Here is a 22,220-nt window from a genome sequence, read left to right on the forward strand (position 1 = left end):
ATTCCCAGCCGCTGCAGGCCATATGACCGGGGAGTATTTTCAGCCTATCTGCTATCTGAAATCCCGGCTCTGCACGCCCTGCCCCGACAGCGTTCCGAGCAGGTGCGTGAGGTCGGCCAGCCGCCGTGCGACCAGGTGCCGCACCGCGCCGGTTTTGCCGGGGCCCAGCTCGTCGTCGCTGTGCTGCCAGAAGCCTTCGACCGCCAGCAGCCGCGCGGCCAGCAGCGGCGTGCGCCAGGCCTCGGCCACGCGCGGCCAGACGATGACGTTGAGTGTGCCGGTCTCGTCCTCCAGCGTGACGAAGACCGTGCCCTTGGCCGTGGGCGGGCGCTGGCGCACGCTGACGATGCCGCAGGTGCGCACCGCGGTCTGGTGCGGCAGCGTGCGCAGTTCCTGCGCGGTGGAGATGCGCCAGCGCGCGAGCTGCTCGCGCAGCAGCGCCACCGGATGGCGGCGCAGCGTGAGGCCGGTGGCCGCGTAGTCGTGCCGCACGGCCTCGCCCTCGGGCGCCTCGGGCAGCGCGAGCGCGGCCTCGTGCACCGGCACGCGGCGCAGCAGGCCGCGGCCGGTGCGCGGCGCGCTCGCGTCCCACATCTGCTGGCGCCGGTGGCCGGCCAGCGCGGCGAGTGCGTCGGCGGCGGCCAGGGCCTGCATGGTCTCGACGTCGAGCGCGGCGCGCAGCGCGAGGTCTTCGGCATCGGCGAACGCGCCGCCGGCCGCGCGGGCTTCGCAGAGGCGCTCCCCGGTTTTTTCGCCAAGCCCGGCGACGAGCCGCAGGCCGAGCCGCACGGCCGGCCGGCCCTGCCCCCAGGTGCGGCCCCGCGCCGCTTCGAGCGTGCAGTCCCAGTCGCTGCGCAGCACGCAGACCGGCCGCACCTCCACGCCGTGGCGGCGCGCGTCCTGCACCAGCTGCGAGGGCGTGTAGAAGCCCATGGGCTGCGCGTTGATGAGCGCGGCCAGGAAGCACGCGAGGTGGTGGCGGCGGAACCAGCTGCTCTGGTAGACCAGCAGCGCGAAGCTGGCCGCATGGCTCTCGGGGAAGCCGTAGTCGCCGAAGCCCTGCATCTGCTTGAAGATGCGCTCGGCGAATTCCTCCGGGTAGCCCCTGGCGGTCATGCCTTCGACGATCTTTTCCTTGAAGTGGTCGATGCCGCCGTGGCGCTTCCACGCGGCCATGGAGCGGCGCAGGCGGTCGGCCTCGTCGGCGCTGAAGCCGGCCGCGATCATCGCGATCTGCATGACCTGCTCCTGGAAGATCGGCACGCCGAGCGTGCGGCCGAGGGCGTCGTGCAGAGCCGGATATTCGTCGGGCAGCGGCTGTTCATCGCGCACCAGCTGGCGGCGATGGAGGTACGGATGGACCATGCCGCCCTGGATCGGCCCGGGCCGCACGATGGCGACCTCGACCACGAGGTCGTAATAGGTCCGCGGCCGCAGGCGCGGCAGCATCGACATCTGCGCGCGGCTCTCGACCTGGAAGACGCCGACCGAATCGGCCTCGCAGAGCATGTCGTAGACGCGCGGGTCTTCTTGCGGGATGTCCTGCAAGGTCATCGGCCGCCCGGTCCAGGCGGCCACGAAGTCGCGGCAGCGGCGCAGCGCGCTCAGCATGCCGAGCGCGAGCACGTCCACCTTCATCAAGCCGACGGCTTCGAGGTCGTCCTTCTCCCACTGGATGACCGAGCGCTCCTTCATCGCCGCGTTCTCGATCGGCACCAGGCGCGACAGCGGGCCCTGGGTAAGGACGAAGCCGCCGACGTGCTGGCTCAGGTGGCGCGGGAAACCATGCAGCGCCTGCGCCACGCGCAGCCAGTCGGCGATGCGGCCGAACAGCGCCGGCTCGACCGTGCGGCCGACGCGTTCGAGCGCGGCCTCCAGCGCTTGGCGGTCGAGCGGATCGCTGTCGAACCACTGCCGGTCGCGCGCGAACAGGTCGATCAGCGCCGCATCGATCCCCATCGCCTTGCCGGCGTCGCGGATGGCGCTGCGGCTCTGGTAGCGGATGACGACGGCGGCGATGGCGGCGCGCTCGCGGCCGTAGGTTTCGTAGATGTACTGGATCACCTCCTCGCGCCGCTCGTGCTCGAAATCGACGTCGATGTCCGGCGGCTCGCGCCGCTCGCGGCTGAGGAAGCGCTCGAACAGCAGGTTGCCGGTCTCGGGCGACAGCTCGGTGATGCCGAGGCAGTAGCAGACCGCCGAGTTGGCCGCCGAGCCGCGGCCCTGGCAGAGGATGTTCCGGCTGCGGGCGAAACGCACGATGTCCTCCACGGTGAGGAAGTACATCGCGTAGTCCAGCTCCTCGATCAGGCCCAGCTCCTTGTCGATGGCCGCCTGCACCTTCGGGGGTATGCCCTCGGGGCACCTGCGGTGCGCGCCCTCTGCGACCTTGAGGCGGAGGGTATCCATGGCCGACAGGCCGCGCCCGACGCTCTCCAGCGGGTACTGGTAGGCCTCGCGGATCTCGTCGAGGCTGAAGCGGCAGCGCTCGGCCACCACCAGCGTGCGCTGCATCAGCGCGGGCGGATAGAGCCGCCCGAGGTAGGAGCGCGCACGCAGGTGCCGCTCGCCGCTCGATGCCAGCGCGAAGCCGCATGCGTCCACCGCGCAGCCCATGGCAATGGCGGTCAGCACGTCGTGCAGCGACTTGTCGCCGCGGTCGGCCATGCGCACGCCGCCGGTGGCCACGAGCGGCACGCCGGCGGCCTCGCCCGCGGCCGCGAGCGTCTCCAGCCAGAGCGCGTCGTCCATCTCGCAGAGCAGCTCGCAGCCGGCCCAGGCGCGCTCGCCGAACAGCGCATGCAGCCAGCGCAGCCGCTCGGCCACGTCGCCGGGCGCGAGCGTGCGGTCGGGCACGGCGATGGCCTCGCAGCGCGCGAGCCGCTCGAAGCCGCCGGTTGCGCGGTCGATCGCATAGCTGCCCTTCACGGCCCGGCGCCGCGCGCGGGTAATGCATTCACAGAGATGGCCCCAGCCCCGCAGGTCGTGCGGCAAGATCACGAGCGTGAAGCCGTCGAGCGCGAAGCTCGCGCCCGGCAGCAGCTGCAGGCCCTGCGCCTTGGCCTCCACATGGGCCTGGACCACGCCGGCGACCGAGCATTCGTCGGTGATGGCGAGCGCGCGGTAGCCCACCTCCACCGCCCGTTCGACCAGGCGCTGCGGATGCGATGCGCCGCGCTGGAAGCTGAAGTTGCTCAGGCAGTGCAGTTCGGCGTAGTCCGGCAGGACGAACGGTTCATCAGCCATAGATGCCGTGGAGGAACCAGCGCTTCTCGTCGTCCGGGGGTTGACCGGTCTCGGCCAGCCATTGCACATACCGGGCCGGCAGGCGCTCGCGGTAGATCCACACCAGGCCGCAGCCCGGCGCATGGCCGACGAAATACTCGCGCACCACGGCCACGCCGCAGCCGGCCGCGGGCGTGTCGGACCACCAGCCGGCGTCGATGCGGTGCGGCCCGGCCAGGCGCTGCAGGGGCTGGCCCTGCCACAGCGGCCGGGAGCCGGCGCAGGCCAGGCGCGCCGGCGCGCGCAGCAGCCAGGCGGGCAGCAGCGACCCATCGGGCGCGCCCGGTGCGCGCGGCGCCGGCCGGGCCTGCGAGCGCAGCAGCGCCAGGTGGCGGGCGGCATCGAACGGCACCCAGCGCTGCATGTGCTCCGGCCGGTGGTCGGCCTTCAATTCGAGCGCCTGCACGTTGTCGGCACCGAGCCGCGCGCCCAGGCGCTCCAGCAGTTCGTGCAGCGCCTCGCCCTGCGGCTGGCTGTCGGGCAGCAGGCTGGCGCTGTCGGGCGCGAGCGGGCCGGTGGCCAGCGCCCGCAGCCGCAGCCGGCTCGCGGGCGCGGCCAGCCGGCAGTGGCCCAGCCGCTCGGCGAGCAGGCGGCGCAGGTGGATAACGTCGCGCGTGGGCTCGGCGGTGCGCAGCTCCAGCGCCCCCCAGGGCGGGATGTCGACCCCGTCGATGCGGCGCAGGTCGTGCCGCCAGGCCAGCTCCAGCCCCAGCACGCCGCACTGCCGCGCCAGCAGCCAAGCCCGCAGCTGCGCCAGCAGCCGTACAGCGCCCCAGAGCAGCGACGCGGCCGATTCGGCCAGCGCGGGCAGCTCCAGCTCCACGTCGAACCGCTCGGGCAGCACCAGCCACGGCAGGCTGGTGGCATGCCGGCCCCAGGCTTCGTCGAGCGCATCGAGCAGCGGCTGGCCGAAGCGCCGGGCCACGCCGGCGCGCGGCAGCGCGGCCAGCGCGCCCCAGGTGCGGCAGCCCATGCGCGCGAACGCCTGCACATGCGGCCGCGCGGCCGTCAGCGTGGCCAGCGGCAGGCCGTCGGGCAGGCGCGGGGGCGGGGGGCGGCCGGCCCGGGCCAGCCGCAGCAGGGCCAGCGCCAGCAGTGCGGTCGGCCCCTGCCCCGCATGGCTCGGCAGCGCCTGCGGGCCGGCCTGGGCCAGCAGGCGCAGCAGCGCGGCCCGGCCGCCCCAGAGCCGCTCGCTCGCGGCCACGTCGAGCAGCAGCGCCTCGCCATCGACAATGGCCGCGCGCGGCGTGAAGCGCAGCGCCCACCAGCAGGCGGCCTCGCCCGTGGGGGCTGCTGCGTCGCCGCCCTCATCCGCCGGCGGCAAGGGCAGCGCGATCCAGAAGGACTCGATCGGTGGGGCGGGCGTCGGCATGGCCGGGCAGCGGTGAAGCGAGGGACGAGGGCACGACCGGGGCCGTGGGTTGTTGTTGCAGCTGGCGGCGCGCGCGCGCGGCCAGCACGGCCTCCATGCGCGCGCCCTGCGCCGCCGGCAGCAGCACAGCCTGCTCCAGCGGCGGGCCGCGGCGCTTGAGCACCCGCACCCGCAACGCGGTCGAGGATGGGCCGGCCGGCTCGGCCAGCAGGCGCAGCGCAGCAGGCGTGGCGTCGTTGCGCACGGCCGCGGGGCGGAAGGCGAACAGCAGCGCGCCGTGGCGCTGCGCGGCCAGCTGGAGCCGGCGCAGCTGCTCGGGCCGCACGCGCGGCAGCCAGGCCAGCACGGCAACCACCTCGCGGCAGCGCAGGGCCTGCTCGGCGGCCCAGAGCCGTGCGTCGACGGTGGCGGCCTGCACCCGGCAGAGCCGGCCGGCCGGAATGCCGCGCGCCTCCATCGCCCAGCCGAAGGGCTCGTGCGGCGTGGCGATGCACATCACCGCACCGGCGCGCCCGGCCGCGCGCGCGGCCACGCCAGCGCCGACGAGGATCCAGGACACGGCGCCGGCGGCCTCGGCAGTGGGTTGCAGCACCTCGGTCAGCGCACCGGTGGGCCAGCCGCCGCCGGGCAGCACCGCGTCGAGCGGCGCATGGCCGCTGGGCACGGCCAGCAGCGGCGTCTGGCCGAGCTGGTCGGCATGCCAGACGCCGGCCGGCAGCCGGCCCGGGGGCGGCGCGGTGAGGCGAAGAGGTGTCGGCATGGCGGCAGGTGGCGCGGGCGGCACGGCGGTGAAGGCGTGCCATGATACTGTGATTATTTACAGTATATTCCGGCTCAGCGGATCCGTGCATGCCGCACGAGCCGCCCGTTCAACCCTTGCCGGACACTTTTCCATGACCATCGAATCCGTCTCCGAAGCCGAACTCCGCTACACCGTCACCCTGCACTACCCCGGCCTGCCGGCCGAGGCGCGGCTCAAGGCCGAGGCCCGCTACATCCGCGCGCTGGAGCGCGGCCTGGGCGGCCACGGCGCCGCGGCCGACGCGCTGCTGCTGATGCAGTCGCTCCAGGATTCCGACGGCGCGGTGGCCGAGGAGGACATCGCCACGCTCAAGCGCTGGCAGGCGGCCGTGCGCGCGGCGCAGACGGCCGGCTTCCAGGGGCTGGGCGAATCGGAGGACGCCTACTTCGACTTTCGAACCTGAGCGCGCCCCGGGGACGGGCTGCGCCCGGCCCGTCCCCAAGGGGGACAAGGAGCGAGGCGCTGGCACGCCAGCAACTGACCTCGCAGTTCCTGCTTCTCAACCCACGCCGCCGCCCTGGCGGCGGCGTTGCGCACGGGTCACTCGGTAGGCCATGGTCCTGCCGGGCTGGGTGCGGCGGCTCAGCGGCTTGCAGGGGTCGCAGCTCTTGAGCGAGCACGGTGAAAGGTTGGCGGACCGCCAGTTGGTCGCGCGGGCCTGCCAGCCGAAGCGCGCGACCCCCCGGTCGGCACGCACACGGGGGCGGCGCAGCAAGGCGCCGCTCGTGGCGACACGTCCTTTGAATACAGGCATGGGCATCTCCTTGCAGCGCCGGGCCGGCGGCGCATGCGCAGCAGCTAAACAGGAGATGCGGCATGCCGGTGTAGGACGAGCGCCACTGCCGCAAGGCGGCGCCCCCCGGGTCAGTGCTGCGGAGGCTGGCGGGACTCGGACCAGTGTTCCAGGGCCCGCTCGTCGGCGGCCCGCCGCTGCCCGGCGGCCTCCTGGTCATGGAAGAAGCCGACGACGATGGAGACCGGCAGCAGCAGGATCAGCAGCAGCAGCCACAGCGGAGCGGACTCCATCATCCAGGCCAGCAGCCCCGCCACTGCGGCACTGAACAGCACGGTGCACAAAATGGCCCGGCCCGGCACCACCGCCGTGTCTTTCCAGTTTGTTTCTTTCATGGAGCCAAATATACCGCCGCGAAACCGGGCAATCAGCGGATAACCCTGTGCCGTGAGGAAGGGGCAGGCCCCGGTCAGCGGAGGGCCTGCGCCGGCGGCGCGCCGGAAGACGCCGGCCCGGTGATCGCCGCCGCGTCGACCCGTGGGGCGCAGCCCGGCGGCATCGGCCTGGTAGCCGCTGGTGGCGCCGGTGCCGCTGCGCCCGCAGGAGTCCACCTGGTGCAGCGTGAACACCAGGGTTGCCCCGGGGCCGAAGCGCGGCGGCACGGTGTCGCCCAGCTGCAGGCGCAGGTCCACCGGCGTCTGCGGGGACTCGTAGACGACGGCACCTGCGCGGTCGTAGACCGTGGAGCACTGGGCCTGGACGGCGGCGGTGCACAGCGCGGCGCCGGCCGCGAGCAGGACGCCGCGCCAGGGCCCGGCGCGCAAGGCGGATGGGTTTGTCCTTGGCATGCCTGCGACTGTAAGCCAGTTCAACCGCCGCGGCGCGGCCGCCGGCGGCCCATCAGGCCGCGACGACCCAGCTGTCTTCCAGCCACTGCAGCAGCAGCCCACGGGCCGCGGCGCTGGCACGCGCCAGATCTCCGGGACCGAGCCGGCGCGCATCGGCCAGCCGGCGCATCAGCACCGCGTCGCGGCCGGCCGCGCGGTAGCTCTCGCCGTTGATGAAGATGTGGTCGGCGTCGTACAGCATGCGGGTGCGGCGGTCCAGCGCCACGCCTTCGGAGGGCAGCGCCAGCACCGGCTCGACCGGCTCGAACCAGACGTTGGCCTTGGGCTCGGTGAGGTATTCGCCCAGCGCGCGGGCCAGGTCGCGCGGCTCGGCCAGCGCACGGCGCAGGGCGTCGGCGGCGAAGGCGTGGAGTTGCGGCGGGATGGCGCCCGGCGCGTCCACGGCCGGCTGCTGCGGGTCGCGGTAGAGCCGGTCGCCCACGGCATCGGACGCGTCCTCGGCCAGGCGCTGGAGCAGTTCGCGCGCCAGTTCACCGGTGCCGGGCGAACGGAAGCCGATCGACCAGGTCATGCACTCGCCTTCGGCGATGCCGTCGTGGGCATAGCGCGGCGGCAGGTAGAGCATGTCGCCGGGTTCGAGCACGAACTCCTGCTCGGGCTCGAAATGCGCCAGCACCTTCAGCGGAAGGTCGTCGCGCAGCGCGAGGTCGCGCTGGCGGCCGATGCGCCAGCGCCGCCGGCCGTGGGCCTGGAGCAGGAAGACGTCGTAGCTGTCGAAGTGCGGACCGACGCCGCCGCCGTCGGTGGCATAGCTCACCATCAGGTCGTCGAGCCGGGCCTCGGGCACGAAGCGGAACTGCTGCAGGAGCGCATGGGCGCGCTCGTCGTGCAGGTCCACACCCTGCACCAGCAGCGTCCATGCGCGCTGGGCGAGCGGCGGCAGCGCGCGCCGCGCGAACGGGCCGTGGCGCAGCTGGAAGCCGCCGCCCTGCTGGCGGATCAGGCGCGACTCGACGCCCTCCTCCCCCGCGAGCGCAAACAGTTCGGCGCGCGCCAGCGGCGCGGTGAAGCCGGCAATGGCCTGGCGCACCAGCAGCGGCTTCTTCTGCCAGTGGCGGGCCATGAAGGTGCGGGGAGAGAGGCCGCCGAGCAGCGGCAGCCGTTGGGAAGTGTCCATCTGCGAGAATTGTCCTATGGAAATCACATCGCAATGCGTGGTCGCGCTGACCTGGGTACTCAAGGACACGCTCGGGGAGGAGCTGGACGTGCTGGCCGAGCCGGTCGAATTCCTCGTGGGCGGCGACGACCTGCTGCCCAAGATCGACGAGGCGCTGCAGGGGCACGGCCTGGGCGCCGTGATCGAGCTGCACCTGGAGCCGCAGGAAGCCTTCGGCGACTACGACGATCGGCTCATCTTCCTGGAGCCGCGCGCGCTGTTCCCGAAAGAGCTGGAAGAAGGCATGACCTTCGACGGCACGGCCCTGCCGGCCGGTACGAATCCGGATGCGCCGCGCGACGCGCTCTACACCGTCACCGAGATCTACCCCGAGCATGTGGTGCTCGACGGCAACCACCCGCTGGCCGGCATCGCGCTGCGGCTGCGGCTGAAGGTGGCGGGCATCCGCGAGGCGACGGAAGACGAGGTCGGCAGCGGCACGGCCGGCACCGGCTTCTTCCGCATCCAGGCGCAGGCGTCAGGGAACGATACGCTGCACTGAGCGGCGCCACAGCCAGAAACACCGAGGGGTATGACCCCGTAGCGCACAGCAGCCGCGCGCTACAGGGGCATACCCCTGCCTCTTGCAGAGCGTGTCAGACGCGCTGCAGCTGGTTGCCCACCACGCGCACCCGATCGCCCTGGCGCAGGTCGCCCGGCGAGGGCACGTCGAAGGCACGGTAGCCGCCGTTGTCGAGCTGCACCGAGATGCGGTAGGTGGTGGTGTAGCCGCCGCCGCGCTGGTTGCCCTCGATCTGGTTGCCGGCGACGGCGCCGCCCACGGCACCCACGCCGGTGGCCAGCGCCCGGCCGCCGCCGTGGCCGATCTGGTTGCCCACCACGGCGCCGAGCACGGCGCCGATGATGGCGCCGGCGCCGGAGGGGCGGCGGCCGTTTTCGGTCGAGAAGGTCTCGATGTTGGCGACGCGGCCGTATTCGGCATAGGCACCGCCGTTGTCGTACACCGGGGCCTGCGACACGGGCGCCGGCGGCGGATAGCCGCGGTTGTCGTACCCGCGGTTGTAGTAGTACGGGTCGACGCAAGCGGTCAGGCCGAGGGTGGCTGCTACTGCTGCGACGACGGCGGCAGAGCGGATGAAGGTCGAGGCCATGGTGAAATCCTTGGATCTGGCGTTCGCTGAGGAACGGACATCCGGCGCGCACGCCGGGTCATGGGTCGATTGGACGCCTGCACATGGTAGCCGCAGAGGCTTGGCACCCGCATCGACGCGTCGGAGGATCAGGCGGCCGAGAGTAGGATGTGGACGACGCAGCGGCCTCAGGCCTTGCCGGTCGATCCATAGCCCCCCTGCCCGCGCGCCGACGCGGTGGTGAAGTCTTCCACCACGTTGAAGCGGGCCTGCACCACCGGCACGACGACCAGCTGGGCGATGCGCTCCAGCGGCTCGATGGTGAAGGCGGCCGCGCCGCGGTTCCAGGCGCTGACCATGAGCTGGCCTTGGTAGTCGCTGTCGATCAGGCCCACGAGGTTGCCCAGCACGATGCCGTGCCTGTGGCCCAGGCCCGAGCGCGGCAGGATCAGCGCGGCATAGCCCGGATCGGCCAGGTGGATGGCGATGCCCGTCGGCACAAGGTGCGTGGCGCCGGGCTCCAGCACCAGCGGCGCATCCAGGCAGGCGCGCAGGTCCAGGCCGGCGCTGCCGGGCGTGGCATAGGCCGGCAGCTGCCGGGCGATGCGCGGGTCGAGGATGCGGACGTCGATGTTCATGGCACGAAACGGAAGGGGGAAGGAACATGCCCGGCCTCCGGGCCGGGCAGCGGGAAAAGGCAAGGGGCCGGGGCTACCTGCGCCGGCCGCGCCGCGCAGCCGGGGGATTCTGCGCGTCGTACTGCTTCATCAGCGCGCGCCACTGCGGCGTGCCGAACAGGCCGGCCAGCCCGCCGCGCTGGCGCAGCCTGTGCAGGCCCCACCAGCCGGCCGGCGCCAGCAGCGCCAGCGGCGTGCCCCATGGCGCCAGCGGCGGATAGGCCCGTCCGGCCAGCTTCAGGACGAGCCACAGCCCGAAGACCCACCGCGCCGCGAGCCAGAACGGCGCGCCGGCACCCGGCACTTTCAGAGCGGCCGTTGCGGTGGCGGGCGACGCGGCTGCCGCCGCAGGCCGTGCAGCCGCTTGCGCGGGCACGGGCGGCCGGGCCGGCGGCGCGGGATGGTGCACCCGGCGCTCGGCCTCGCGCATGAGCTGGTCCACATAGCGGGCGAAGTCGCCGTTGGGTGGGGTGTCGCCGAGCGGATGGGTCATGGCTGGGGCACCGGTGGGGCCGCCAGCCGCGCGGCGATGTCGGCCACCAGGTCGCGCGCCAGCGTGAGCTTGGATGCGCGCGGCAACTCGCGCACGCCCTGCGCATCGACCAGCAGCAGCTGATTGTCGTCCTGCCCGAATGCGGCCGGGCCGATGTTGCCGACCAGCAGCGGGATGCCCTTGCGCTCGCGCTTGGCCCGCGCATGGGCCAGCAGGTCGTGGCTCTCGGCCGCGAAGCCCACGCAGAACAGCGCACCGGAGCGGGCGCGTTCGCCCTGGGCGACGGTGTGGAGGATGTCGGTGTTCTCGACGAAGTGCAGCACCGGCATGCGGCCGCTGCCGTCCTTCTTGATCTTCTGGCGGCTCGGCTCGGCGGGGCGCCAGTCGGCCACGGCGGCCGTGGCGATGAAGACGGTGGCGCGCGCGGCCTCGGCCACCGCGGCATCGCGCATCTGGGCGGCCGACTGCACGTCGATGCGGCGCACGCCGCGCGGCGTGGGCAGGTGCACCGGGCCCGCGACCAGTACCACCTCGGCACCCGCCTCGCGCGCGGCACGGGCGATGGCGAAACCCATCTTGCCGGAGGAATGGTTGGTCACGCCGCGGATCGGATCGATGGCCTCGAAGGTCGGCCCGGCCGTGATGAGCACGCGCTGGCCGGCCAGGCGCTTGGGCTGGAAGAAGGCGACCAGTTCCTCGGCGATCTCGGCGGGCTCCAGCATGCGGCCGTCGCCGGTCTCGCCGCAGGCCTGCTCGCCCGAGCCCACGCCGAGCACGGTGGCGCCGTCGGCCTGCACCTGGCGCAGGTTGCGCTGCGTGGCCGGGTGGCCCCACATCTCGCGGTTCATGGCCGGCGCGAGCAGCAGCGGCACATGGCTGCTCGGCCGCGCCAGGCACAGCAGCGCGAGCAGTTCGTCGGCGCGCCCCTGCACCAGCTGCGCGACGAAGTCGGCGCTGGCCGGCGCGACGACGATGGCGTCGGCCTCGCGGCTCAGGTTGATGTGCGGCATGTTGTTGGCCTCGCGGCCGTCCCACTGCGACACGTAGACCGGCCGGTTGGAGAGCGCCTGCATCGTCACCGGCGTGATGAACTGCGTGGCCGCTTCGGTCATCACCACCTGCACCGTGGCGCCGAGCTTGATGAGCTGCCGGCACAGCTCGGCCGACTTGTAGCAGGCCACGCCTCCGCTGAGGCCCAGGACGATGTGTTTGCCGGCAAGCTCGGTCATGGCGCGCAATGTAGCAGAGGGCCGCACGGCCTGCGCCGTGCGGAAGCGGCCCCCTATAATCCCGATTTCCCACCTCCTCCAAGACATGACCAAATTCGTCTTCGTCACCGGCGGTGTGGTGTCTTCCCTGGGCAAGGGAATCGCCTCAGCCTCCCTTGCCGCGATCCTCGAATCGCGGGGTCTCAAAGTCACCCTTATCAAGCTCGACCCGTACATCAACGTGGACCCGGGCACCATGTCCCCGTTCCAGCACGGCGAGGTCTTCGTCACCGACGACGGCGCCGAGACCGACCTCGACCTCGGCCACTACGAGCGCTTCATCGAGACGCGCATGGGCCGCGCCAACAACTTCACCACCGGCCGCATCTACCAGTCGGTGCTCGAGAAGGAGCGCCGCGGCGACTACCTCGGCAAGACGGTGCAGGTGATACCGCACGTCACCAACGAAATCCAGGAATACATCCAGCGCGGCGCCGGCGTCGGCACGCCCGGCGCGGTCGACGTGGCCATCGTCGAGATCGGCGGCACGGTCGGCGACATCGAGTCGCTGCCCTTCCTCGAAGCCGTGCGCCAGCTCAGCCTGCGCCTGGGGCCGAACAACACGGCCTTCGTGCACCTGACCTACGTGCCCTACATCGCCGCGGCCGGCGAATTGAAGACCAAGCCCACGCAGCACACGGTGCAGAAGCTGCGCGAGATCGGCATCCAGCCCGACGCCCTGCTCTGCCGCGCCGACCGCCGCATCCCCGACGACGAGCGCAGCAAGATCTCGCTGTTCACCAACGTCGCCGAATGGGGCGTGATCAGCATGTGGGACGTCAACACCATCTACAAGGTGCCGCGCATCCTGCACGAGCAGGGCCTCGACGGCCTCATCTGCGACAAGCTGCGCCTGAACACCCCGCCGGCCAACCTGCGCCGCTGGGACGACCTGGTGCACGAGACCGAGAACCCGCAGCACACGGTCACCATCGCGATGGTGGGCAAGTACATCGAACTGTCGGACAGCTACAAGTCGCTCAACGAAGCGCTGCGCCACGCCGGCATGAAGAACCATGCGCGCGTGAAGATCGAGTACATCGACTCCGAGACGATCACGCCGCAGACCGTGGTCCAGCTTGGCGGCTACGACGCGGTGCTGGTGCCCGGCGGCTTCGGCGTGCGCGGCGTGGAGGGCAAGATCTGCGCAGCCCGCCATGCCCGCGAACACAAGATCCCCTACCTGGGCATCTGCCTGGGCATGCAGGTCGCGACGATCGAGTTCGCGCGCCACGCGGCGGGCCTGAAGGATGCCAACAGCACCGAGTTCGACCCCGATACGAAGGAGCCGGTGATCGCGCTGATCACCGAGTGGAAGGACGCCGACGGCACCATCCAGACGCGCGACGCGAGTTCCGACCTGGGCGGCACCATGCGCCTGGGCGCGCAGAGCTCCGACGTGCAGCCCGGCACGCTCGCCCACCGGATCTACGGCGACGTGGTCACCGAGCGCCACCGCCACCGCTACGAGGCCAACGTCCACTACCTCGACCGGCTGCGGGAGGCCGGCCTCGTGATCTCGGCGCGGACCCAGCGCGAGCACCTGACCGAGATCGTCGAGCTGCCGCAGAGCGTGCATCCGTGGTTCGTCGGGGTGCAGTTCCACCCCGAGTTCAAGTCCACGCCGTGGGCCGGCCATCCGCTGTTCAATGCGTTCATCGCCGCGGCCCTCGCGCACCAGAAGGCTGCGGCGCCCGCCGCCGCGCCGGCGCCTGCGGCCGCGGACGACGAGACCACCGCGCCGCTCAAGCTGGAGGCCTGACGCCATGCAACTCTGCGGATTCGACATCGGCCTCGACCGCCGCTTCTTCCTGATCGCCGGCCCCTGCGTGGTCGAGAGCGAACAGCTCCAGCTCGACACCGCCGGCCGCCTGAAGGAGATCACGGCGGCGCTCGGCATCCCGTTCATCTTCAAGAGCAGCTTCGACAAGGCCAACCGGTCCTCGGGCACCAGCTTCCGCGGCCCCGGCCGCGAGAAGGGCCTGGAGATCCTGGTCAAGGTCCGGCGCGAGCTGGATGTGCCGGTGCTGACCGACGTGCACACCGAGGAAGACATCGCCGAGGCCGCCAAGGTGGTCGACGTGCTCCAGACGCCGGCCTTCCTGTGCCGCCAGACCGACTTCATCCGCGCCGCGGCCCAGTCGGGCAAGCCGGTCAACATCAAGAAGGGCCAGTTCCTCGCGCCCCACGACATGAAGAACGTGATCGACAAGGCCCGCGCCGCCGCGCGCGAGAAGGGCCTGCCCGACGACGTCTTCATGGCCTGCGAGCGCGGCGCGAGCTTCGGCTACAACAACCTGGTCTCGGACATGCGCTCGCTCGCGATCATGCGCGAGACCGGCGCGCCGGTCGTCTTCGACGCCACGCACAGCGTGCAGCTGCCCGGCGGCCAGGGCACCTCCAGTGGCGGCCAGCGCGAATTCGTGCCGGTGCTCTCGCGCGCGGCCGTGGCCGTGGGCGTCGCGGGCCTCTTCATGGAAACGCACCCCGACCCGGCCAAGGCGCTGTCCGACGGCCCGAACGCGGTGCCGCTCAGGCACATGCAGGCGCTGCTCGAAACGCTCGTCGCGCTCGACGACATCACCAAGAAGAACGGCTTTCTCGAAGACGACTTCCAGGCCTGAACCCACCACGCATCACTACATCCAAAGGAAAAGAGAACATCCATGAGCGCCATCGTTGACATCGTCGGCCGCGAAGTGCTGGACAGCCGCGGCAACCCCACCGTCGAATGCGACGTGCTGCTGGAATCGGGCGTGATGGGCCGCGCCGCCGTGCCCTCGGGCGCCTCCACCGGCAGCCGCGAGGCGATCGAGCTGCGCGACGGCGACAAGAGCCGCTACCTCGGCAAGGGCGTGCTCAAGGCGGTCGAACACATCAACACCGAAATCTCCGAAGCCGTGCTGGGCCTCGATGCCGCCGAGCAGGCCTTCCTCGACAAGACGCTGATCGACCTCGACGGCACCGACAACAAGAGCCGCCTGGGCGCCAACGCCACGCTGGCCGTGTCGCTCGCCGTGGCACGCGCCGCGGCCGAGGAATCGGGCCTGCCGCTGTACCGCTACTTCGGCGGCACGGGCAGCCTGCAGCTGCCGGTGCCGATGATGAACGTCATCAACGGCGGCGCGCATGCCAACAACACGCTCGACATCCAGGAATTCATGATCATCCCGGTGGGCGCGCCGAGCTTCCGCGAAGCCCTGCGCTACGGCGCCGAGGTGTTCCACGCGCTCAAGAAGATCATCGACGAGCGCGGCTTCTCCACCGCCGTGGGCGACGAAGGCGGCTTCGCGCCGAGCGTCGAGAACCACGAATCGGCGATCCAGCTGATCCTCGAAGCCGTCGAGAAGGCCGGCTTCACCGCCGACGAGCAGATCGTGCTGGGCCTGGACTGCGCGGCCAGCGAGTTCTACAAGGACGGCAAGTACCACATCGAAGGCGAAGGCCTGGTGCTCTCCGCCGAGGAGTGGACCAGCGTGCTCGCGACCTGGGTCGACAAGTACCCGATCGTCAGCATCGAGGACGGCATGGCCGAAGGCGACTGGGACGGCTGGAAGCACCTGACCGAGCGCCTGGGCCAGAAGGTCCAGCTCGTCGGCGACGACCTGTTCGTCACCAACACCAAGATCCTCAAGGAAGGCATCGACAAGGGCATCGCCAATTCGATTCTCATCAAGATCAACCAGATCGGCACGCTGACCGAGACCTTCGCCGCCATCGAGCTGGCCAAGCGCGCCGGCTACACCGCCGTGATCTCGCACCGCTCCGGCGAGACCGAGGACAGCACCATCGCCGACATCGCCGTCGGCCTGAACGCCGGCCAGATCAAGACCGGCTCGCTCTCGCGCAGCGACCGCATCGCCAAGTACAACCAGCTGCTGCGCATCGAGGAAGACCTCGGCGAGATCGCGCACTACCCCGGCCGCGACGCGTTCTACAACCTGAAGTGACCACCGGCCTGACCGCGGTCTGCTGACGCTGCCGGCATCGCATGGGTTCGCGCTTCATTCCCCTCGTGCTGCTGCTGCTGCTCGCGCTCATCCACGTCCAGCTGTGGACGGGGCGCGGCAGCATTCCCGACGTGGCCGAGATGCAGCGCAGGCTCGACGCCCAGAGGACCGCCAACGCCCAGGCCCGGCAGGCCAACGAGCGCCTCGAAGCCGAGGTGCGCGACCTGCAGGACGGCCTGGAGATGGTCGAGGACAAAGCACGCGGCGAGCTGGGCATGGTCAAGCCCGGCGAGATCTTCGTGCAGATCACCAAGTGAGCCCGCCCGCGCACCCGCGTGCGCAGGGCCGTCCGTGATTCATTACCCTCGTGCGCAGCATCGCCGTGCTCGGCGCCGCCCGCAGCGGCAAGACCCGGCTGGCGCGCGAGCTGCGCAATCTGCTGGCGCACGACGGCCGGCCCTGCCAGGTGGACGACGATCCGCCGCTGGAAGCCGTGCTGGCCGCGCCCCGCCCCGATGCCATCCTGCTCTGCGGCCTGGATCTGGCGTCCTTCGGTCCCGTATACTCTCGCCAGGATAGTGTCTTGCGCGCGCAACTGGCAAGTGCTTTGGCAGAATACAGGATAGTGTATGGAAGCGGCGAGGCCCGCAGCCGCAACGCCCTCGCCGCGCTCGGCTTTGCCACCCCCGATGCGCTGCGGCTTGCAGCCGCGCGGCCCTGGCGCTGCGAGGAGTGCAGCGACCCGCACTGCGAACGCCGGCTGTTCCACGGCCTGCTGCATCCGTCGCACTAGCCGCGGCGGGCGGCGGCAGCTGAGGTTTGGCATCATTGCCGGATGATCTCCAGCCAGTTCGCCAGTACCGCAGCGAGAACTACGACGCCTCGGTGCGCGGGCCGGTCGAGCTGTTCGGCCGCAAGCACCAAGTGGTGGCCAGCGCCACGCGCCAGTCGCTCGACACGGGAACCGCAGCGGCACCGGCAGCTACAAGGTCAACCGCAACGCGACCCGCTATACCGGGCTGACCTACGACGTCGACAGCCAGCACACGGTCTACGCCAGCTACACGGACATCTTCAACCCGCAGACGGCCAAGGGCACCGACGGCAACATCATCAAGCCCAACGCGACGCCAATGCCGCCAACATCGGCAGGCGCTTGGTCACGGCGACCAACCCGCAGAACATGCTCAAGCTGTCGACCACCTACCAGTTCGGCGGGCCATGGCACCGCTGGCGCACCGGTGCGAGCGTGTGCTACTCCACGCAATACGCCACCGACGGCTGCGGCGAGCCACGCAAGCTCAAGGTGACCGCGCGCTACAGCTTCTGAAGATCATGGAGGGAGGAGTATAAACCCGCAGCCGGCAATGAGTATCCGCTACCGGCCCATACCCCCTTACTGCACCGCCTGCGTCCCGGGCGGACGCTCGGCCGCGCCGGTGAAGATCTGCTGCGCATCGACCGCATCGAAGCGGTACTGTGCACCGCAGAACTCGCAGCCGACCTCGATGTCACCGCGCTCGGCGACGATCGAATCGGCCTCCTCGCGGCCCAGCCCGCGGATCATCGCGGCCACGCGCTCGCGGCTGCAGGTGCAGGCGAAGTGCGGCCCGTGGATGCCGGCGCGCGGCTCGAAGCGCACCAGCTTTTCCTCCCAGAACAGGCGGCGCAGGATGGTGTCGGCGTCGAGCGTCAGCAGTTCCTCGCGCGTCAGGCTCGCCGCCAGCGTGGCGATGCGGTTGAAGTGCTCGTCGGCCTCCTCCGATCCGCCGCCGAGGTTGGCCTGGCCTTCGAGCGGCATGCGCTGCACCAGCAGGCCGGCGGCCACGTGGTCGTCGGCGGCCAGCACGATGCGGGTGTCGAGCTGCTCGCTCTGGCGCAGGTAGTGCTCGACCATGGCACCGAAGTTCTGAAGCCGTCGGCCGTCGGCATCGACCAGCGGCACCATGCTCTGGTAGGCCTGCCGGCCCGGCAGCTTGTCGCGCGGGTCCAGCGTCATGGCGCAGCGGCCCCTGCCGTGGGCGTTGATCAGGTCACCGAGCGCCGCGGCCTCGGGCACCCCGCCCACCAGCGTGGCGGTGGCGCGCAGGCTCAGGTCGGGCTGCACCTCGGCCACGGCCACCTTGACCGGGCCGTCGCCGAAGATCTGCATCACCAGCGCGCCGTCGAACTGGATGCTGCCCTGCATCAGCACGCCGGCCGCCGTCATCTCGCCCAGCAGTTCGCGCACCGGCACCGCATAGGCGCCGGTGGCGGTGTTGGCCGCGCGGCGGCGCAGGATCTCGGCCCAGGCGCCGGTCAGGCGCACGAGCATGCCGCGCACCGGCAGGCCGTCGAAGAGGAATTTGTGAAGTTCGGACACGCGGGAGGTTCTCGGGAAAAAACTGCGCAGGAACGGACCGTCAGCCGATCCGGCGCAGGCCCGCCGTGAAGCGGCGGGCGTTGTCGACATAGTGCTGCGCGCTGCGGCGCAGCCCCTCGATCTGCTCGGGCGTGAGCGGGCGCACCGCGCGGGCCGGGCTGCCGAGGATCATGGAGCCGTCGGGGAACTCCTTGCCCTCGGTCACGAGCGCGCCTGCACCCACCAGGCAGTGGCGGCCGATCCGCGCGCCGTTGAGCACGATGGCGCCGATGCCGATCAGCGACTCGTCGCCGATGGTGCAGCCATGCAGCACGACCTGGTGGCCCACGGTGACACGGCGGCCGATCAGCAGCGGCTGGCCCTGGTCGGCATGCAGCACGCTCGCATCCTGGATGTTGGAGCCCTCGCCCACGGTGATCGCGTCGGTGTCGCCGCGCAGCACCGCGCCGGGCCAGACGCTGGCGTCGGCATGCAGCGCCACGTCGCCGATGACTGCGGCGCTCTCGGCCACCCAGGCGCTGCCGGCGATGCGGGGCGCGGTTCCGTCGAGTTCGTAGATCGCCATGGGCAAGGTCTCCTGGAGCAGGTCGTCGTATATGGGGCGGGAACCTAGAATTGTAAGGATGACCACCCTGCGCGAAGCGGCGCTCGCCATCCTCCTCGAACCCGATCCCGGCGCCAAGGCACGGCTCGCCCGCGCGCTCGACCTGCGGCTGCCCACCGGCGCAGCCGACGCGCTGGCCGAGCCCGCCGGCATTCCCGGCCGCCCGGCGCGGCCCGCGCTGGTGCCGCACACCCAGGTGCGCAGCCGCTCGCCGGCCACGCCCGAAGGCCGCGCGGCACTGCTGCATGCCCTGGCCCACATCGAACTCAACGCCATCGACCTGGCCGCCGACGCCGCCTGGCGCTTCGCCGGCCTGCCGGACGGCTTCTACCGCGACTGGGCCCGCGTGGCGCAGGAGGAAGCGCTGCATTTCGAACTGCTGCGCGACCACCTGGCCACGTTCGGCCATGCGTACGGCGACTTCCCGGCCCACAACGCGCTCTGGGAGATGGCCGAGCGCACGAAGCACGACGTGCTGGCCCGCGTGGCCCTGGTGCCGCGGACCATGGAGGCCCGCGGCCTCGACGCCTCCCCGGCCGTGCGGCGCAAGCTGGCCTCGGCGGGCGACGCGGCCGGCGCCGCCATCATCGACATCATCCTGCGCGACGAGATCGGCCACGTGGCCATCGGCAACCGCTGGTTCGCCTGGCTCTGCGAGCGGCGCGGCCTGGACGTGGTGCCCGCCTATGCCGAGCTGGCCCGCACCCACGATGCGCCGCGTCAGCCCGGGCCCTTCAACCTGCCGGCGCGCCGGGCCGCGGGCTTCAGCGAAGCCGAGCTGGACGCGCTGCAGGCCGCGGCCCGCTGAAGCCCCGGCCCGTAGAATGACCGCCCGACAACAAGAACGATGACCATGAGCCTTCCGCCCGCCCCCCTCCCTTTCGGGCCTGCGCCGGGCGCCAGCCCGGCCGGCGGCATCGGTGGCGCGGTCATCGCGCGGCAGGCCATCGTCAACGCCCAGCACGCGGTCATCGGCTACGAGCTGTTCAACCGCTCGATGCAGGCCGACACCCACACCGCCGCCAGCGATGTCGCCCTGGTGTTCAGCGCGCTGTCGCACGCCGGCACCGAGGACCTGATCGGCAAGCTGCTGATCTTCGTGAACTGCACCCACAACAGCCTGATGGGCGGCCACCTGGAGCTGATCAACCCCGACCGCGTGGTGCTGGAGATCCCGCCGCTCGACACGCTGGCGCCCGAGGAGATCGAAGGCCGGGTGCAGCCGCTGGCCGCACTGCGCCAGCGCGGCTTCCAGCTCGCCTTCAACCACACGGTGCTGCACCGCGCCTACCGGCCCTGGCTGCCGCTGGCCGACTACATCAAGATCGACCTCGCCCTGGTCCGGCCCGAGCAGATCGAGGCCGTGGTGCGCCATGCCCAGACCCACAGCCAGGCCGAGCTGATCGCCGAGAAGGTCGAGACGGCCGCGCAGTTCGAGACCGTCTCGCGCCAGGGCGTGCAGCTGTTTCAGGGCTACTGGTTCGCGCGGCCGTCGGTGGTCGAGGCGCGGCTGGTCACGCCGTCGCAGGCCGCGACCATCCAGCTCGTCAACCTGGTGCGCCGCCAGGCCAGCACGGCCGAGATCGAGGACGTGCTCAAGCACGACGCGGGCCTGGCCTTCAACCTGATGCGGCTCATCAACTCGTCGGGCTTCGGCTTCGCGCGCGAGGTCACCTCGTTCCGCCAGGCGGTGATGATCCTGGGCCTGAAGAAGCTGTTCCGCTGGGCCGCGCTGCTGCTGACCGCCGCGCGCGCCAGCGGCGCGCCCTCGTCGGTCGGCAGCACGGCCGTGGTGCGCGGCCGGCTCATGGAGCTGCTGGCGCTGCAGAAGCTCTCGGCCGAGGAGGCCGACAATGCCTTCGTGGTCGGCATCTTCTCGCTGCTCGACACCATGCTCGGCATGCCGATGGACAAGGCCGTCGATCTGCTGGCCCTGCCCCGGCCGGTGGAAGACGCGCTGCTGCGCCAGGAGGGCCCGTACGCGCCCTTCCTCGAACTCACCATCGCCTGCGAGACCGGCGATGACGCGGCCTTCACCCGCGCGGCCACCGCGCTCGGCCTGGACAGCCGGCAGATCAACGGCGCCCATCTGCAGGCGCTGGCCTGGGCCGACCAGCTCGCATCCTCTTCCTGAGCGAACCCACGGGAGACGCCATGGCAACCATGACCACCACCGCCCCCCAGGACGGCACCCGGCCCGGCGGCGCCGCCTCCGGGGACGAGAGCGCCGTCGTCATCGCCCGCCAGGCCATCGTCGACGAACAGGGCGCCGTCTACGGCTACGAGCTGTTCGACCGCTCCACCCGCGAGGACGCGCACACCGCCGCCAGCGACGCCGCCCTGCTGTTCAACGCGCTGTCGTATGCCGGCACCGAGGCGCTGGTGGGCCGCAAGACGGTCTTCATCAACTGCACCCACGAGAGCCTGGCCGGCGGCCACCTGGAGCTGATCCACCCGGACAAGGTGGTGCTGGAGATTCCGACCTTCGGCGAGGGCGCCACGGCCGGGCAGATCGAGGCGCGCACCAGCGTCTTCGCCGACCTGCGCCAGCGCGGCTTCCGCTTCGCCTTCGACCAGCAGGTGCTGCGCCGCGCCTATGCCAGCTGGCTGCCGCATGCGGCCTTCATCAAGCTCGACATGACGGCCTTCCAGCCTGAGCTGGCCGAGCCGCTGGTGCGCTTCGCCCGCACCCATTCGCAGGCCACGCTGGTGGCCGAGAAGGTCGAGACGGCCGAGCAGTTCGAGCACATGCGCTCGCTGGGCGTCAAGCTGTTCCAGGGCTACTGGTTCACGAGGCCGGACCTGGTCAAGACGCGCACCGTGCGACCGGCCGAGGCGACGATCATCCAGCTCATCAACCTGGTGCGCCGGAACGCCGATTCGGCCGAGATCGAGGAACTGCTCAAGCGCGACCCGACGCTCTCGTTCAACCTGCTGCGCTTCATCAACTCGTCGGGCTTCGGCCTGTCGTGCGAGATCACCTCGTGCCGCCACGCGGTGATGATCCTGGGCCTGAAGAAGCTGTTCCGCTGGGCCGCGCTGCTGCTGACCGCCGTGCGCGCCGGCGGCCCGGCGCCGGCCGTCGGCACCACGGCCGTGGTGCGCGGCCGGCTGATGGAGCTGCTGGCGGCCGAGCTGCTGCCGCAGGAAGAGGCCGACAACGCCTTCGTGGTCGGCGTGTTCTCGCTGCTCGACACCATGCTCGGCGTGCCGCTGGACCAGGCGCTGGAATCCATCGCCCTGCCCCAGCCGGTACTCGACGCCCGGCTGCACCGCAAGGGCCCGTTCGCGCCCTTCCTGGAGTTGACCCTGGCCTGCGAGAGCGAGGACGACGAGGCGTTCGCCCGCGCGGCCAACGCGCTGCACCTGTCGAACCGCCAGGTCAACTGGGCCCACCTGCAGGCCCTGGCCTGGGCCGAGACGCTGGGCGACCCGGCGCAGTAGCCCCCTCTCTTCCTCCCCCTTCCCTCCCGTCGCGGCTAACCACGGCGCGAACGCCGCGCAGCGGCTCGGGGGATG

At 71.4% G+C, this 22,220-nt stretch carries 24 protein-coding genes; 12 read left to right on the forward strand and 12 right to left on the reverse strand.

The window, feature by feature from the left end; genetic code table 11:
• Positions 1 to 51: 51 nt before the first annotated feature.
• Genes GAK38_RS07770 through imuA form a run of 3 tightly spaced genes read right to left on the reverse strand, consistent with a single transcriptional unit; the run spans position 52 to position 5,417 of the window.
• A complete protein-coding gene (locus GAK38_RS07770) occupies positions 52 to 3,246 on the reverse strand; it encodes an error-prone DNA polymerase (protein WP_325342940.1) in 3,195 nt (1,064 codons plus the stop codon).
• Positions 3,239 to 4,657, reverse strand: coding sequence for a DNA polymerase Y family protein (locus GAK38_RS07775; protein ID WP_325342941.1), 1,419 nt, complete (start codon positions 4,655 to 4,657; stop codon positions 3,239 to 3,241). The genes GAK38_RS07770 and GAK38_RS07775 overlap by 8 nt, the downstream gene beginning before the upstream one ends.
• Positions 4,593 to 5,417 (reverse strand): translesion DNA synthesis-associated protein ImuA, encoded by an 825-nt coding sequence (gene imuA / locus GAK38_RS07780; protein WP_325342944.1) that lies wholly within the window; start codon positions 5,415 to 5,417, stop codon positions 4,593 to 4,595. The genes GAK38_RS07775 and imuA overlap by 65 nt, the downstream gene beginning before the upstream one ends.
• 133 nt (positions 5,418 to 5,550) lie before the next feature.
• Here imuA and GAK38_RS07785 point away from each other — a divergent pair, with 133 nt between their 5' ends.
• Positions 5,551 to 5,862, forward strand: coding sequence for a hypothetical protein (locus GAK38_RS07785; RefSeq protein WP_325342946.1), 312 nt, complete (start codon positions 5,551 to 5,553; stop codon positions 5,860 to 5,862).
• Between the two features lie 96 nt (positions 5,863 to 5,958).
• On the opposite strand, the gene GAK38_RS07790 is transcribed toward GAK38_RS07785, so the two are convergent.
• The 3 genes from GAK38_RS07790 to GAK38_RS07800 all read right to left on the reverse strand — a co-directional run bounded on the left by GAK38_RS07790 (position 5,959) and on the right by GAK38_RS07800 (position 8,217).
• Positions 5,959 to 6,213, reverse strand: a complete 255-nt coding sequence (locus GAK38_RS07790) for a hypothetical protein (RefSeq protein WP_325342948.1) — start codon at positions 6,211 to 6,213, stop codon at positions 5,959 to 5,961.
• Between the two features lie 110 nt (positions 6,214 to 6,323).
• Positions 6,324 to 7,016, reverse strand: coding sequence for a hypothetical protein (locus GAK38_RS07795; RefSeq protein ID WP_325342950.1), 693 nt, complete (start codon positions 7,014 to 7,016; stop codon positions 6,324 to 6,326).
• Positions 7,017 to 7,092: 76 nt separating this feature from the next.
• Positions 7,093 to 8,217 (reverse strand): JmjC domain-containing protein, encoded by a 1,125-nt coding sequence (locus tag GAK38_RS07800; RefSeq protein WP_325342952.1) that lies wholly within the window; start codon positions 8,215 to 8,217, stop codon positions 7,093 to 7,095.
• A gap of 16 nt (positions 8,218 to 8,233) precedes the next feature.
• Between GAK38_RS07800 and GAK38_RS07805 the strand changes: the two genes are divergently transcribed.
• Complete coding sequence (locus GAK38_RS07805; RefSeq protein WP_325342954.1) at positions 8,234 to 8,758, forward strand: FKBP-type peptidyl-prolyl cis-trans isomerase; 525 nt, start codon at positions 8,234 to 8,236, stop codon at positions 8,756 to 8,758.
• 94 nt (positions 8,759 to 8,852) lie between these two features.
• Here the strand turns inward: GAK38_RS07805 and GAK38_RS07810 are convergent, their stop codons facing one another.
• From GAK38_RS07810 to coaBC, 4 genes are all read right to left on the reverse strand, one after another.
• Positions 8,853 to 9,368: a glycine zipper 2TM domain-containing protein gene (locus GAK38_RS07810; protein WP_325342956.1), complete on the reverse strand. Its 516-nt coding sequence runs from the start codon at positions 9,366 to 9,368 to the stop codon at positions 8,853 to 8,855.
• 167 nt (positions 9,369 to 9,535) lie between these two features.
• Positions 9,536 to 9,985, reverse strand: coding sequence for a dUTP diphosphatase (gene dut / locus GAK38_RS07815; protein ID WP_325342957.1), 450 nt, complete (start codon positions 9,983 to 9,985; stop codon positions 9,536 to 9,538).
• Positions 9,986 to 10,058: 73 nt separating this feature from the next.
• Complete coding sequence (locus tag GAK38_RS07820) at positions 10,059 to 10,517, reverse strand: hypothetical protein (protein ID WP_325342959.1); 459 nt, start codon at positions 10,515 to 10,517, stop codon at positions 10,059 to 10,061.
• Positions 10,514 to 11,746, reverse strand: a complete 1,233-nt coding sequence (gene coaBC, locus GAK38_RS07825; RefSeq protein ID WP_325342961.1) for a bifunctional phosphopantothenoylcysteine decarboxylase/phosphopantothenate--cysteine ligase CoaBC — start codon at positions 11,744 to 11,746, stop codon at positions 10,514 to 10,516. The genes GAK38_RS07820 and coaBC overlap by 4 nt, the downstream gene beginning before the upstream one ends.
• An 85-nt stretch (positions 11,747 to 11,831) precedes the next feature.
• Here coaBC and GAK38_RS07830 point away from each other — a divergent pair, with 85 nt between their 5' ends.
• The 7 genes from GAK38_RS07830 (at position 11,832) to GAK38_RS07860 (ending at position 17,065) form a co-directional block, all read left to right on the forward strand.
• On the forward strand, positions 11,832 to 13,547 hold the full coding sequence (locus tag GAK38_RS07830; RefSeq protein ID WP_325342963.1) for a CTP synthase: 1,716 nt from the start codon (positions 11,832 to 11,834) through the stop codon (positions 13,545 to 13,547).
• 4 nt (positions 13,548 to 13,551) lie between these two features.
• On the forward strand, positions 13,552 to 14,409 hold the full coding sequence (gene kdsA / locus GAK38_RS07835; protein WP_325342965.1) for a 3-deoxy-8-phosphooctulonate synthase: 858 nt from the start codon (positions 13,552 to 13,554) through the stop codon (positions 14,407 to 14,409).
• A 42-nt stretch (positions 14,410 to 14,451) separates the two neighbouring features.
• Complete coding sequence (gene eno / locus GAK38_RS07840) at positions 14,452 to 15,735, forward strand: phosphopyruvate hydratase (RefSeq protein ID WP_325342967.1); 1,284 nt, start codon at positions 14,452 to 14,454, stop codon at positions 15,733 to 15,735.
• Positions 15,736 to 15,776: 41 nt separating this feature from the next.
• Positions 15,777 to 16,052: a septum formation initiator family protein gene (locus GAK38_RS07845; RefSeq protein ID WP_325342968.1), complete on the forward strand. Its 276-nt coding sequence runs from the start codon at positions 15,777 to 15,779 to the stop codon at positions 16,050 to 16,052.
• A gap of 65 nt (positions 16,053 to 16,117) precedes the next feature.
• Positions 16,118 to 16,528, forward strand: a complete 411-nt coding sequence (locus tag GAK38_RS07850; protein WP_325342970.1) for a hypothetical protein — start codon at positions 16,118 to 16,120, stop codon at positions 16,526 to 16,528.
• A gap of 35 nt (positions 16,529 to 16,563) precedes the next feature.
• Positions 16,564 to 16,758 (forward strand): hypothetical protein, encoded by a 195-nt coding sequence (locus tag GAK38_RS07855; RefSeq protein ID WP_325342972.1) that lies wholly within the window; start codon positions 16,564 to 16,566, stop codon positions 16,756 to 16,758.
• 133 nt (positions 16,759 to 16,891) lie between these two features.
• Positions 16,892 to 17,065 carry a hypothetical protein gene (locus GAK38_RS07860; RefSeq protein ID WP_325342974.1) on the forward strand — a complete coding sequence of 58 codons (174 nt, stop codon included), beginning with the start codon at positions 16,892 to 16,894 and terminating at the stop codon, positions 17,063 to 17,065.
• Between the two features lie 66 nt (positions 17,066 to 17,131).
• Here GAK38_RS07860 and hslO read toward each other — a convergent pair whose 3' ends face one another.
• Together hslO and GAK38_RS07870 are read right to left on the reverse strand one after the other, a co-directional pair.
• Complete coding sequence (hslO, locus tag GAK38_RS07865; RefSeq protein ID WP_325342976.1) at positions 17,132 to 18,097, reverse strand: Hsp33 family molecular chaperone HslO; 966 nt, start codon at positions 18,095 to 18,097, stop codon at positions 17,132 to 17,134.
• A 40-nt stretch (positions 18,098 to 18,137) separates the two neighbouring features.
• Complete coding sequence (locus GAK38_RS07870) at positions 18,138 to 18,662, reverse strand: gamma carbonic anhydrase family protein (protein ID WP_325342978.1); 525 nt, start codon at positions 18,660 to 18,662, stop codon at positions 18,138 to 18,140.
• Between the two features lie 58 nt (positions 18,663 to 18,720).
• On the opposite strand from GAK38_RS07870, the gene GAK38_RS07875 reads away from it, so the two are divergent.
• From GAK38_RS07875 to GAK38_RS07885, 3 genes are read left to right on the forward strand one after another with little or no spacing between them, the layout of a single operon-like run.
• On the forward strand, positions 18,721 to 19,509 hold the full coding sequence (locus GAK38_RS07875; RefSeq protein ID WP_325342981.1) for a ferritin-like domain-containing protein: 789 nt from the start codon (positions 18,721 to 18,723) through the stop codon (positions 19,507 to 19,509).
• 39 nt (positions 19,510 to 19,548) lie between these two features.
• Positions 19,549 to 20,835: an EAL and HDOD domain-containing protein gene (locus GAK38_RS07880; RefSeq protein ID WP_325342982.1), complete on the forward strand. Its 1,287-nt coding sequence runs from the start codon at positions 19,549 to 19,551 to the stop codon at positions 20,833 to 20,835.
• A 29-nt stretch (positions 20,836 to 20,864) separates the two neighbouring features.
• Positions 20,865 to 22,145 (forward strand): EAL and HDOD domain-containing protein, encoded by a 1,281-nt coding sequence (locus tag GAK38_RS07885; protein ID WP_325343035.1) that lies wholly within the window; start codon positions 20,865 to 20,867, stop codon positions 22,143 to 22,145.
• Positions 22,146 to 22,220 lie beyond the last annotated feature (75 nt).

The sequence above is a fragment of the Xylophilus sp. genome, assembly GCA_009914555.1.
In the GTDB taxonomy this organism is placed as follows: Bacteria; Pseudomonadota; Gammaproteobacteria; order Burkholderiales; family Burkholderiaceae_C; genus WNDY01.